This is a genomic window from Streptomyces sp. PsTaAH-124 (assembly GCF_000373685.1).
Lineage (GTDB): Bacteria > Actinomycetota > Actinomycetes > Streptomycetales > Streptomycetaceae > Streptomyces > Streptomyces andamanensis.
The window spans coordinates 164529-177193 of sequence record NZ_KB892170.1; the positions used below are offsets into that span (position 1 = coordinate 164529).

Below are 12665 nucleotides of genomic sequence, written 5' to 3' on the forward strand. Positions count from 1 at the left end.
CGGACCGCGAGGTCCACCGCGTGGGTGGTCCGTGCGGTCCGGGCGGCTGACCCCTGGTGCGCGGCTCCGCAGGGCGGGGGAGTGGTGAGGCATGAGACCTCAGCACGGCGACGGCCCGGACGGTGCACACCTGCGCCCTGCGGGAGTGTCGGACACCCTCGTCCGCGCCCTGGGGGCGCTGTCTGAGGCGCTGGAGACGACCGAACGCGCCCGCGGCCACCTCTACGCCTTCCACCAGCTCACGGGAGGCGCGGACTTCACGCTGGACCGCGCGGTGGAACTGCTGCGGGAGGCCGGCCACCCCGGGTGGGCGGACCGGGTCCAGCGGGAGATCCTGGGCCGCAACGTGATCCCGGGACACTGGACGTTCCAGATCATCGAGGCCTACAACGCCACCTACTACCAGCCGTTCAAGGACACCGAGGCCGACGCACGCCGGGAACTGGCCGAGGGCAGGGACCACCTGTACGAGGCGGAACTGAAGGAGCGGCGCCGCACGCGCGGACACCCCGACCACAGCGCACGTCCGGACACCGTCGGTCCACCGGACGAGTAGGCGCGCCCCGGCGGCGGGCGCCGTCGCAGGAGCACACGGCCCGGCGGCCGAGGACGACAGCGACCGCTCAGCGGGCGCGACCGTGGCGGAGGAGCCGACGTGCCACGCTCACCCCCCTGCTTACGGGCGCGGCGACGGACCCGGTGGTGACGCCGCTCCGGGCAGGGCGCCCCCGCCCATGCGCCGGGACTCCCGCAGCCAGCCCGTGCCCGACCGTACCGCCCAGAAGAACACCGCGAAGGCGAACGCCGCCACCGTCAGTGAGTCCCACGGAGCCGGGAGCCGTCCGGAGCCGCCGAACGAGCCGAGCCAGGACAGGAGAGTGAGCACCGCGAGGAACACCACCAGCCACGCACCCGTGCGCAGCTCCGCGGCGAGCGGCCGCCCCGCCGTGGCGCCGCGGTGCATGGCGAGGAACACCAGCAGCCCGGCCAGCACCAGCGGCAGCGCCAGCCGCAGATCGTGCCAGCCCGACCAGTACACGAACTCGGCCGCCACCGTGAAGCTCACCGGAGCGATCCAGCGCAGTCCGGGCACCCAGCCCGCGGTGCCGCCGTGCGGGTCGGCCAGGAACACCGCGGCCGCCACCGCGGAGGCCGCGTAGGTCAGCGGATACATGTCGCCCATCACGCTCACGATGTGCTGCCAGCCGCCGAACGGCAGCAGGAACACCACGATCACCGCGAGGTTCAGCACCAGCGCCCGGCGCGGGATGCCCGAGCGCGGTTCCACCGCCATGAACCAGCGCGGCAGGGTGCCGTTCTTGGCGAGCGCGTAGGTGTGCCGGGCGTCCAGCGCGACGCCGACGTACGCCGAACCGCCCGGCGAGACGACGGCGTCCGCGTACAGCAGCACCGACAGCCAGTGCAGGTTGAGCAGCAGCGCCAGCTGGCCGAACGGCGAGTCGAAGTCCACGCCGTGCCAGCCGTGCCCGAGCGCCCCCTCCGGCACCGTGAACAGGAACGCGACCTGCAACGCCAGGTACATCGCGACGGCCAGGGCGATGCCGGTCAGCACCGCTGCGGGCACGGTGCGCCGTGGGTCGCGGGTCTCGCCGGAGAAGTCCAGCGGCGCCTGGAAGCCGTTCACCGAGTACACGATGCCGCCGCCGGCGAGGGTCGACAGACAGGCGGCGTAGCCGTACGGCGCGAATCCGCCGTGGTCCGTGAGGCGCCCGGAGTGCCAGCCGGACGCCAGCAGCGCCACCACCGTGACGACGGGCACCGCGATCTTGAAGACCGACAGCAGGTTGTTCAGCCGGGCGAACAACCGCACCGCGAACCAGTTCAGCACCGTCAGAACGATGCTCAGCGCCGCGGCCACACCGAGACCGGCGGCGGTCAGCGAACCCCCGCGGTAGATCCCGGGCAGGTAGTGTCCCGCGTACTGCATGATCGCGCTGATCTCCGCCGCGGTACCGCCCACCGAGAGCAGCACCGACCAGCCGATCAGCGTGCCCACGAGCCGTCCTGTGGCGTACAGCGGCCAGCGCACCGTGCCGCCGCCCTCCGGCCGGGAGGCGCCCAGCTCGATCATCACCAGCGCCACCAGGACGCACAGCAGTCCGGCACCCACCCACGACAGCAAGGACGCCGGGCCCGCGGTCTGCGCCGCGTACATCGCGGCGAACAGCCACCCGGAACCCACGATGTTGGAGAACGCGATCGCCGTCAGCCCCCAGAAGCCCAGATCCCGGCGCAGCCGCCGTTCCTGGTCCACCGCCGCCGGGACCGTGCTCCCCTCGGCCGACCGGTCCTGAGGCACACGACCGCCTCCTCGTCCTCCTCGCAGGTCTGCCGAGAGTAACGGCCGGAGACAGGACACCACGCGACACACGCGCGGGAGGAGCCACCCCGATCGGCAGCCTCGCCACCACCATCGGCACCCGCACTGCCGGATGCCGGTCACGCACCCACCGATCCCGACGTCCTCGGGCCCCGGCCGGGAAGACGCATCGGGCCCTTGAGCCACACCGGCACCTGATCCGGTGACGCGGACACCGCGTTCGCCCCCGGGAACTGCCGAGACCCGACGAAGTCTGCTACCTGGCAACGCTGTTCGCCGGGCGAGGGACCTACGCCGAGTTCCACGTCGCCGACCAGACGCTGGTCGAACGCACCGGGCTGCGAACCGCCGGGGAGCGGGCCTACCCCTTTCTTCCCGGACCGCGAACGGCACGGACTCAGCGGTGCCACCACGGCTCGCGCACGTACAGACTCTCCTCACCGGTGCAGCCGAGCCCGTTGGAGATCTCCCGAGCATCCAGGTTCCAGCCCACGACGCCGTTTCCTCTGCGGCCCAGCTCGATCAGACGGTTGGTCTCGGTCCGTACGCCGTCGGTGACCCGGCAGCGGACGATCGAGGTCCACGCCTGCCCGTCGAGCGCCGAGACGAAGAACAGCACCGGGAGCGCGACGGTGGTCAGGCCGAGCGCCACCCACTGCTCCAGGGCCGCCGCCCGGCGCATCCAGGACGACGGCCGGTAACCGCCCCCGTCACCGGTGGACCCGGACGCCGTCCGCCGTCCCGGACCCTGCCGGTGCGCTCGGCGCCTGCCGGTGCGGTACTCCACCACGACGCCCTTGCGTAGAGCGTAGGCGGCGAGCCCGGTGCCCAGACCCCACAGGGGACCGAAGAAACATGCCTCCGCCACTCCCATCGCGACCGGATTCACCACGGTCAGCGCGGCCCGCTGGACCCCGCGCAGGAAACCGCCGCCCACCGGGACCGCGCCGCGCCCGGCGAACAGGACGAACACGACCCGGGAGACGACGACGGCCAGCACACAGGCGAGGAGTGGATCGGTGAGCACCATGCCGATGAGGACGTCCGGCCAGTTCGCGGGTTCCATGCCGACGAACACGTCGCGCGCCGCCCCGCCGCCTCCGACCGTGTACGCGACCTTCACCACCGGAATCGCGAGGAGCAGCGCCAGCAGGACCGTGTGTCCGGGGCCGCCCTTGCGGTCGACCGACCTGGCCGCCCCGCCGTCGCCCCGGTCCGCGCTCGCGCCGCCGCTCGCCCCTGTCGGTTCCGCCGCCTCCGCCACGGCACCTACCCGTGACGCCGGACGGCGCCGGACCGCCCCGGAACCGGATCCGTGCGGGCGGCCCTGCCGACGCCCGCGACGGCGACCGGCCACTCGTCGGTGCCGAGGGGCAGCATGAAGATCATCAGCGGTTCCTGCTTCCGGCGCCCGCGAAGGTGGCGGCTTGAGCCGTCGTACCTGCTCAGCCTCCGGCGCGCTCCCCGCATCGGCCACTAGCACTGCTCCAGCCGGGGGGGGGCGGCACCTGCGGACAGGGCCCGGTATCCGGGGAGCGGCCCCGGCCCCGGTGCCCGCCCGCGGAGGCACTGCGGTACCGCGGGCGAAAGCGGGCCCCGACATGTGTCGTCGGGACCCGCTCGCGCTCGGACAGGTTCGCTGCCGGACGGTGCGTCCGAGGGCACCCCACGAGCAAGTCAGGGGTGCTGTGTGTCGGTCAGCGGGAGCGGCGCAGCCGACGGGCGACGAGGGCGCCGCCTCCCAGAGCGGCTGCCGCCACGAGGGCCAGGAGCGTCGTAGCGCTGTTGCCGGACACACGGCCGGTGGTGCCGGTCGCCGTGGCTCGGGTGGCCTTGCCGGGCGCGGTGGTGTCGGCGGACCTGTTCCGTGCGGCGGCGTCCGCCGCCGCGTCGCCGAACCCGCCGGCCATGCCCTTCTTGTCGTAGGACGAGCCGGGCAGCCTCGTGCCGTAGGCGCTGTGCACGTGGTGGTAGTAGGCGGCCAGCGATGTCCCGGAGGGGCCGACCACCGCACGGGCTTCGGTGTTGAGCGGCAGGATCTCGTCACCGCGCACGGTGTACCAGGCGTTGATCTGCGGCTCGCGGAAGACCGTGCCCCTGCCCTGCGCCTTGGCGGTGAAGTCGGACTCGTCGGTGCCGCTCGCGATGGTGACGATCTGCCAGCCCTTGGCCGTCAGGGCCGTCTGCACGGTGGCCGTCTGGCCGGTGGGGGAGACGAAGTCGGTGGCGACGAAGGACGGCCTGGCGACCGGTGCGCCGGACTCCCCGGCCACGAAGGCGGGGTTCAGCGAGCTGACGGTGACACTGCGGCCCACCGCGCGAGGGGCGCTCTGCCCCCTCCGGACGGTGTGCGCGGCGCCCCGCACGGGGGCATGGGCGAAGTAGTTGTCCAGGAGGGTGATGGTGCTGTCGGTGGTGGCGGCAGTCCGGGCCGCGGTGAGCTGCGCGGCGGTGTAGGCCCCCGGAACACGGTGGTCGGGAGAGCCGGCGGAAGCAGGCGTGACGGCGAGGCCGAGTGCGAGGACGGTCAGTGCGCCGGCACTCACGGCGCGCTTCGTGGAGGGACGGCGCGTCACGGCGGCCTCGATGGTCTCGGGGGTCTGGGAGGTCTGGGCGGGCTGGGCGGGCTGGGGGATCCGGGAGGCCATCAGGTCACGCTCCGATTCCGTAGAGCGTGTGGGTCCAGGTGAAGTCGCCGTTGTCCCGGTAGTAGCTGTAGGAGGACCAGTTGTAGCGGTAGTCGTCGGGCCACGGGTCGCCCCAGTAGACGAAGTTGGTGGAGGTGTCGTAGCCGTAGAGCACCTCCATGTGCCCACCGCCGGAGGACCAGGCGATGCGGGTCTGCACGGGGCGGTTGTAGTCGATCTCGCTCTGGAGCTTGGAGTAGCTGATGGTCCCGTTGATGTAGGTACCGGGGGCCATGCCGAGCCATCGGTAGGCGGTCTGGTCGTTGCCGAGGGTCGCCTGGTCGTTGGGACAGGTGCTGTTCTGGCTTCTCCCGAAGGCGGCGTTGCAGAAGCTGTTCTGCGAGACGGAGTGCCCCTGGTACGCGGCTATGGACGCGCCGGTGGCCGCCCAGCACCAGTTGTCCTTGCTCTGCACCTGTTCGGTGAAGTCCAGGACCTTCCTGGAACTGGCCGCGGTGTGACGGGAGTCGGCGGCAGAGGCGCCGGTGACCGACAGGGCGGTCGCCGACAGCACGGCGGCCAACAGGAGGGACGATGCGGTCAGGTCGCGCCGCCACCGGGACAGGCACGAGCGCTGTGAATGGGATGACATGAGGCCGGTTCTCCCTGAGGGGGACGGAGAGTGGGGAGTGCCCGGCCGTTCCTGCGGGGGAGCGCGTCCGGGCGTCTGCCGAAGAGCATCCGGTCCTGACGGTCCACGGTCAACGTTCGGATTCCGTCCAGGCGGCGGCGAAGTGAACACGGACGCCTGCGTTTGTGAACACCGTGGCCTACACTGCGTCCTCCCTGGCCCGCCGCCCCGGCTCCGGCTCGAAGGCGGCAGTGAAAATCCACACCGCGCACCGGCCGGGGACGAAGGCAGGAGGAAGCACGTGGCCCTCTCCGACGGCAGAACCACAGCCGACCGTGCTGCGAGCGAAGTCCACTTGCAGGAAGCACTGCGCACAGGACCGTTCTCCCTCGCCCTCCACACCGCGCTGGCCGCCCGCGGGCTGGCTCTGCACCGGGTCCGGCAGAGACTGTCCGAACGAGGCATCACCGTGAGCGTCACGACACTCAGCTACTGGCAACGAGGCATCCGCCACCCGGGCCGACGGCAGTCGCTGCGCGCGATCGCCGCCCTGGAGGACCTCCTCAACCTGCCTGGACAGGCGCTGAGTCAACTCCTGGAACCGCGCGACACCTTGGCACACCCGGCCGGCCGCCGATACAGCACGCTGGTCGGGTCGGGCATGGGAGACGTACTGGCCGAGCTGGAAGCCCCGCAGGACGGCGGACTGCACACCGTGATGCAGTCCGAGACGGTGGCCATCGATGCTCAACGACGCCTGGCCTCCCGCGAGTCGCAGCAAGTGCTGCGCGCCCACCGCGACGGCGTGGACCGCTATCTGGCCGTCCACATCGGTGAACACGGCTGCGCGACCGAACGCGTACAGATCACCGGCTTCGTGAACTGCCGGCCGGGCCGGATACGCAGAAACCAGAAGGCGGGCCTCGTGGCGGCCGAACTGCTCCTCGACACCCGGTTGAGAGTGGGCGACACCACCATGGTCCGCTATCACTTCCAGGACGGCACAGGCGAACCGTCCCAGGAATACTCACGCGCCTTCCTCTTCGCCGGCAGCCCCTACGCCCTGCACATCGGCTTCGACCGCACCGCACTTCCGGTACGGTGCCACAGCTTCACCCAGACCTCCGTCTCCGTACCGCCCGCTCTCACAGCCGAACTCACCCTCAACGCCCATGGCGTCGTGCACCTCTTCGAGCAGGAAGCCGCTCGCGGGCTCCTGGGCATCCGCTGGGACTGGGAGTGAGGAACATCGCCGACACGCAGACCGCGATCCGCACACCCACATGAGGCGGACACGCTCGTTTCACATCGGTCACACATCATTGCAACTCGTTCACAACCGCTTTCCCCGCGCCCAGAACACACATGTGACGGCTGGTAACGTGCGCGCCGTTCCACCTGCACAGAACCACACAGTAGACACTTGGACGCGTTCTATGACTGGTACGCCAGACGAAACCCCCACCCCTTCCTTCACCCCGTCCGGACACCACCGGCACCGTAAGGCGAGAGTGAGCCGTATAGGCACGCGCCGCTCCCTCGTCCTCGCGCTGGCCGTCCCCGTGGCCTCCGCCACGCTGGCCGGCACCTCGGCCTTCGCCGCAGACGGCAACACCGTCACCGCGGGCAGCCCGGCCCACGACGTCGAGACCGGCCGGACCGGCAGCACCCTCACCGCCGCCGACGCCCAGCTCGTGAAGAACCTCAACGAGCGTATCGCCGACACACGCCTCGGCTCGGACGTCAGCGGAGTCGTCCTGGACGGCGACTCCGACACCACCCTGTGGGACCACAACGGTTCCACCGCACTCATGCCGGCGTCCAACGCCAAGCTCGCCACCGCGACCACCGCCCTGACCCTGCTCGGCCCGGACCACAGGTTCACCACCAAGGTCGTCTACGGCGACGGCACCCTCACCCTCGTCGGCGGCGGCGACCGCACCCTCACCAGCGCGGACCTGGCCGACATGACGAAGGCCGCGGTCGCCGGCCTGAAGGCGGCCGGCCGGACCGACGTCAAGGTCAGGATCGACGACAGCCTGTTCGCCGCGCCGAGCCTGGCGGACGGCTGGAACGAGGGCTACTACCCGACCGAGGTCACGCCGGTCCGTTCGCTCGTCGTCGACGGCGCCGCCGTACAGGACACCTCCCTCGACGCCGGCAAGGTGTTCGCCGGGCAACTCACCGCGGCAGGCATCACCGTCGACGGCGAGGTCGGCCGCGCGCAGGCGAGCCGGTCCGCCGTACCGGTGGCGCAGCACACCTCCGGGCCGCTGTCGGACATCGTCAAGAAGATGCTCAAGACCAGCGACAACAACATCGCCGAGACCCTGCTGCGGATGACCGCCGTGACCCTGGGGAAGCCGGCCACCTTCGAGGGCGGCGTGGACCTGGTCCGCCAGGTCCTGACTTCGTACGGGGTGTCGCTGGACAACTTCGTGATGCACGACGGCAGCGGTCTGTCCCGCGCCGACCGCATCCCCGCCGCGACCCTCGCCCAGCTCCTCGAAGCGATCACGCGGGCCCCGGCCCTCGCCTCCATCGTGGACGGTCTGCCGGTCGCCGGCGAGGCCGGCTCCAGCCTCGGCCCGGAGTGGGGGCGCTTCGACGACGCGCACTCCAAGTGCGCCGTGGGCAAGGTGCACGCCAAGACCGGCACACTCACGGGTGCCGTCGCGCTCAGCGGCGTGACGAAGACCGCGGACGGCGAATGGCGCGTCTTCTCGTTCATCGAGAACAACTCCACAGCCGACCCGGCAGGCATCAAGGACGCCATGGACGGCCTTGCCGCGACGGTGAACGGCTGCTGGGCCTGACCGGTCCGCCACGCCGCTCCACAGAAGACGCCGGGGCGTACGGACCATTCCGTACGCCCCGGCGTCTCCCCGCACCCCCACCTGCTCGGGCCTTTCGACAGCCTCCGACACGCCCGACTATGAGGAGTTTCGGTGAAAGGTGATCATATCTGCCATGCCCTGGTCCCGCCGAGTCCGCCAGGCAAAAGCAGAACGGCTCACTGGAAGGCGGTGCCGGTGGCGTCCTGGGTGACGGACTCGATGCTGTACTCGCCGCTGGCAGCGTACGGAGGAAGGGGTATGTGCCCACCGACACTGACCACCGCTGCCCGCTGCGCAACGGACCGAGGGCGGCGCCCCGTTGGGGCGCCGCCTACTTGCGGCTGCGGTCCGGTGGTCAGCAGGCCCACTTGTTGGACTTGATGTAGTGGGCCTTGCTGTCGGACTCCTTGTGCCCCTTCGTGACGATCCCGCTGGAGCCGCCGTAGTTCTTCGCCGAGTACCACTTGAAGTTGCAGGAAGCGCCATGGTTGTACCACGACTTGAAGGACTGGAAGACCGAGTACTTGGTCAGGTCCGGGTTCGTCCCTGCGACCTTCTGCATGTGGCCGGTGTAGTTCGACCCGGACCAGACGCAGAAGTAGGCCGACGGACAGGCCGACGCCGCCTGCGGAGCCACCTCCGCACTGGCAGCACCCGCGCTTCCGGCCAGCAGACCACCGGTCAGGAGGACACCGCCGGCCACGGTCGCGAGCTTCCTGGTCATGTGCATGCTATTTCCCTTTCCCTCTCTGGGGCGTGAGCGGGCCAACCGCACCGGGTCGGCTTGCCAACGAGACTGCCGGGCGAGGAGCAAGGGCTCCCACAGGCGCCGCGAAAATGACGTACCTCTGGGACGTCCCACTGGCTGACCTGCGGAGACACTGCCCGGCGTGACGGGACGGTGGGACGGCCGGGGAGAAGCGACCGGCCGTCGCGACCTCACTCCGAACGAGAGGCGGCGGAGCCGCTCCGCGCGGTTGGTCTCCGACGGCACGGGCCATCACGGGGACTGGGCCGACTCCACTTGACAGAGGTGAGATCGAGGAAAATACTAACGGCGTTAGATAATCTAACGCCGTTAGGGGTTCAGATGGGCAAGCGGGAAGAGGTTCGTCGGCGGACGTTCGCCGAGATCTTGGACACCGCCGGCCGAATGGCCGAGGCCGAGGGCTGGCGGGCCGTGACGATCCGGCGGATTGCCACCGAGATCGGCTACAGCGCGCCGGTGATCTACCAGCACTTCCCGAGCAAAGAGGCCGTGCTGCGAACGCTGCTGGAACGGGCCAACGCCGACCTGCTGGAGCGGATGCGGTCCGCGGTGACTGAGGGGCCGACAACGCGGGGCCCGTATCTGGCGGCAGCTGCATACCTGGAGTTCGCTCGCTCGCAGCCTGGTCCGTATCAGCTCGTGTCGGGCGGGACCGGCACAGACATCGACGCTTCCACCCGCCGCGCGGCCGCAGCCGAAGTGCTCGCCTTCACCCGGCGCGTCGTCCGTGCGTGGGCGGCCGAGTCCGGAGCCGAGCCGGTCGACCTCGACGACGCCTGCGATCTGCTGTGGGGCACGCTGCACGGTCTCGCCGGCATCGGGTCGATCGAGGACGTCGGATTCGACCGCGCCCTGCACCTGGCCGAACAGGCGGTGTCTGCGCTGCTCGGCTACTGGTCCGCCCCACCCGCACACCCCCATGGACACCGTCCGTTCGCCGATCGTCCGAAAGCCAGGGGAGAGAAATGATCTACCACCACAACCGTTTCGCCTTCAAGGAATCCGTCACCGCCGAGCAGCGCGAGGAGGCCCTTGCAAGCCTGCGCAATCAGGGCGAGTCGATCGACGCGGTCGTGCGATACGTCGTCGGCAGAGATGTCGGCGGCGCGTTCGAGTACGGTGCCGTCTTCGTCCTCGAAGACCTCGACGGGTACTGGGAGTACCTGATGGCCCCCTCGCACGCCCACACCGACCGGATCGGCCTGCCCCTGCTCGAAACCTTCGTCTCCTACGACACCACCGACAGCGACGACCCCGACATAGCCCGGAAGATCGCCGAGCTTCACGAGCGCCGCTACGCGGGCGACCCGATCCTCACGAAACTGGTGGCCGACCTGCCCTCCTACAGCGGCAGCAGCGCACCGTCCCTTACCCGACAGCAGACTGTTGAACGCTGAGCGATCGGCGGCCGTCCGGGATGAGTCCTGGGGGCGGGCAGTGGGCATGCCCGCCCCCAGGACTCATCGATCCAGTCCGGCACCGGCACACCGCCACCGGCACCCGCCGTTTCGCGGGCGTGATCTGGATCCGGAGTGCTTCTAACCGGCAGGCGTGCCGATCTTGTCGTGCTCGAGCGAGGCGCGGAGTTGTCGGAGTGCTTGTGCTGCGGCCTGCAATTGGCCGGGGTCGAGGGCTGCTTGGATGAGTGAGCTGATGGTCGTGGACGTGGTCTCGGCGTCGTTGGCGAGCCCGATGCCGGCGTCGGTGAGCTCGAGCAGAGAGGAGCGGCGGTCGGCGGGGTTGGGGACGCGTCTGAGCCAGCCGCGTGCTTCGAGGCGGTCCATTCCCTTGCTGGTCGCTCCGATGCCGATGGCGAAGAAGGCGGCGAGGTCGCCGACGCGTGCGCCCGGGTGGTCGCGCAGGTAGCGGAGGAACTCGAACTGCGAGGCCGTGATCCCGTGGCGGCTGCGCAGTTGGTCGTTGAGTGCGTTGTACAGGCGTGTCTCGCACCGCACCAGGTCGCTGAAGAACGTCATGGTCTCCGCCCCGCCCCTTGTAGATGCCGCAGCATATATATTACCTTCCACGGCATACAGTTTAGGGGTGCACGTCTGAAGGGGCACAACCATGAGCAAGGCACAGCGTGTGATGCTCGACGCCATGCTGCGGCAGGGCCCGCAGGGTTTCCGGCCGTTGCCCGTCGAGCAGATGCGCACCAACTTCGCGGCACTGATGGCGCTGTTCCGGGTCCCGGAGGCACGCACGTCCGACACCGCGCTCGGCGAGCGGCCCGCGGTCCTGGTCGAACCGGAGGGCGAGATGCGTCCGGGCACCATCCTTTACTTCCACGGCGGATCGTTCTCCCTGGGAACACCGCAGACGGCGATGGGACTGACCGCCGGGCTGGTCACCCGTACCGGGTTTCGTGCGCTGTCGCTCGACTACCGGCTCGCGCCGGAACACCCGTTCCCCGCCGCAATCGAGGACTGCCTGGCCGCGTACCAGGCACTGCTCGACAACGGGACCGACCCGGAATCAGTGGCGTTCGCCGGTGACTCGGCCGGCGGCGGCCTGACCGTGACGACCACGCTCGCCGCCAGGAAGGCCGGACTGCCCATGCCCGGCGCCATCGTCGCGTTCTCCCCCGGCCTCGACCACACCCGCACGGGCACCAGCATGAACACCAAAGCCGGAATCGACCCCTTCTTCACCCGCGAGGGCATGACCCACACCGGCGACTGGTATCTCGACGGGCAGGACCCGAACCAGGAACTGCTCGCACCGGCCGTCCTTGCCGACCTCACCGGCTTCCCGCCACTGCTGCTACAGGTCGGCACGAACGAACTCCTCCTCGACGACTCGGTGCGCCTCGCCGAGCGAGCCCGGGACGCCGAGGTCGACGTCATCCTGGACATCACGGCCGGGGTACCGCACGTTTTCCAGTCCTTCATCGGCCAACTCGACGAAGCCGGCCACGCACTCGACCGCGCCGCCCTGTTCCTCACCCAGCACCTCAGGGCTTGAACTCGTGGCTTACGACCGAGGTACTTTCCGCGCTCCGTAGTCACACATGGCGTGTCGGTATATGACTGTCGGGGTATGAAAGAACGGAGCGTGCGAACGGCATCAAAGGAGTTCGGTATCAACGGAGTTGATACCGAACAGCCCGTCTTGGTAGCTGTGTACTGAAGGTCTGTCGGACTCCGGTACAGAGCCTGGTCGGCACCGGAGCGACATAAGGTCTCAGGAAAGCGGCCAGGGACTCTTCTCGCACAAGTGCGGGGGATTCTCGCCGAAAGGCTTGCCCAACCTTGGTAGGACCGCGCTACGGTGCTCCTCTTATTCAAGAGCTGGCCGGGTTGCGAGTCCGGTAGGCCAAGCCGGTTAATTCCACTAAGTTTTCGGAGAATTGACAGGGTATCAGGGCTACGGAAACTCGAAGGCAGGGGGCCTTCCACTAGCCAGCCTGAGGAATTCGCGGAGCGAATTTCTACAGCCCGGATTGCGGAGCAATCCGGGC

Annotated in this window: 12 protein-coding genes; 6 read left to right on the forward strand and 6 right to left on the reverse strand. The window is 69.7% G+C overall.

The features are described 5' to 3' along the window. Nucleotides 1-91 precede the first annotated feature (91 nt). Nucleotides 92-556: a hypothetical protein gene (locus B086_RS0118250; RefSeq protein ID WP_026252542.1), complete on the forward strand. Its 465-nt coding sequence runs from the start codon at nucleotides 92-94 to the stop codon at nucleotides 554-556. A 120-nt stretch (nucleotides 557-676) separates the two neighbouring features. Here B086_RS0118250 and B086_RS0118255 read toward each other — a convergent pair whose 3' ends face one another. From B086_RS0118255 to B086_RS0118275, 4 genes are all read right to left on the reverse strand, one after another. Beyond that, a complete protein-coding gene (locus B086_RS0118255) occupies nucleotides 677-2320 on the reverse strand; it encodes an APC family permease (RefSeq protein WP_018567877.1) in 1644 nt (547 codons plus the stop codon). 418 nt (nucleotides 2321-2738) lie between these two features. Continuing rightward, nucleotides 2739-3605, reverse strand: a complete 867-nt coding sequence (locus B086_RS0118260; RefSeq protein ID WP_018567878.1) for a hypothetical protein — start codon at nucleotides 3603-3605, stop codon at nucleotides 2739-2741. Nucleotides 3606-4038: 433 nt separating this feature from the next. Next, on the reverse strand, nucleotides 4039-4989 hold the full coding sequence (locus B086_RS0118270) for a hypothetical protein (protein ID WP_018567880.1): 951 nt from the start codon (nucleotides 4987-4989) through the stop codon (nucleotides 4039-4041). Between the two features lie 4 nt (nucleotides 4990-4993). Continuing rightward, entirely contained in the window at nucleotides 4994-5620 is a 627-nt protein-coding gene (locus B086_RS0118275; RefSeq protein ID WP_037873648.1) for a papain-like cysteine protease family protein, read from the reverse strand. 334 nt (nucleotides 5621-5954) lie between these two features. Between B086_RS0118275 and B086_RS0118280 the strand changes: the two genes are divergently transcribed. Both B086_RS0118280 and dacB read left to right on the forward strand, forming a co-directional pair. Beyond that, nucleotides 5955-6842, forward strand: a complete 888-nt coding sequence (locus B086_RS0118280) for a hypothetical protein (protein ID WP_018567882.1) — start codon at nucleotides 5955-5957, stop codon at nucleotides 6840-6842. A 193-nt stretch (nucleotides 6843-7035) separates the two neighbouring features. After that, the gene (gene dacB, locus B086_RS0118285; protein WP_026252545.1) at nucleotides 7036-8415 is read left to right on the forward strand and encodes a D-alanyl-D-alanine carboxypeptidase/D-alanyl-D-alanine-endopeptidase; all 1380 of its coding nucleotides are present in this window, start codon (nucleotides 7036-7038) and stop codon (nucleotides 8413-8415) included. Between the two features lie 376 nt (nucleotides 8416-8791). Here dacB and B086_RS0118290 read toward each other — a convergent pair whose 3' ends face one another. Further along, nucleotides 8792-9160 carry a peptidase inhibitor family I36 protein gene (locus B086_RS0118290; RefSeq protein WP_234029328.1) on the reverse strand — a complete coding sequence of 123 codons (369 nt, stop codon included), beginning with the start codon at nucleotides 9158-9160 and terminating at the stop codon, nucleotides 8792-8794. 366 nt (nucleotides 9161-9526) lie between these two features. Between B086_RS0118290 and B086_RS41990 the strand changes: the two genes are divergently transcribed. Both B086_RS41990 and B086_RS0118300 read left to right on the forward strand, forming a co-directional pair. Beyond that, entirely contained in the window at nucleotides 9527-10174 is a 648-nt protein-coding gene (locus B086_RS41990) for a TetR/AcrR family transcriptional regulator (RefSeq protein WP_018567885.1), read from the forward strand. Beyond that, nucleotides 10171-10602: a Dabb family protein gene (locus tag B086_RS0118300; protein ID WP_018567886.1), complete on the forward strand. Its 432-nt coding sequence runs from the start codon at nucleotides 10171-10173 to the stop codon at nucleotides 10600-10602. Before B086_RS41990 ends, B086_RS0118300 begins: the two co-directional genes overlap by 4 nt. Before the next feature lie 141 nt (nucleotides 10603-10743). Here the strand turns inward: B086_RS0118300 and B086_RS0118305 are convergent, their stop codons facing one another. Further along, complete coding sequence (locus B086_RS0118305; protein WP_018567887.1) at nucleotides 10744-11181, reverse strand: MarR family winged helix-turn-helix transcriptional regulator; 438 nt, start codon at nucleotides 11179-11181, stop codon at nucleotides 10744-10746. Between the two features lie 91 nt (nucleotides 11182-11272). Here B086_RS0118305 and B086_RS0118310 point away from each other — a divergent pair, with 91 nt between their 5' ends. Further along, nucleotides 11273-12169: an alpha/beta hydrolase gene (locus B086_RS0118310; RefSeq protein WP_026252547.1), complete on the forward strand. Its 897-nt coding sequence runs from the start codon at nucleotides 11273-11275 to the stop codon at nucleotides 12167-12169. The last annotated feature ends 496 nt before the right edge of the window (nucleotides 12170-12665 follow it).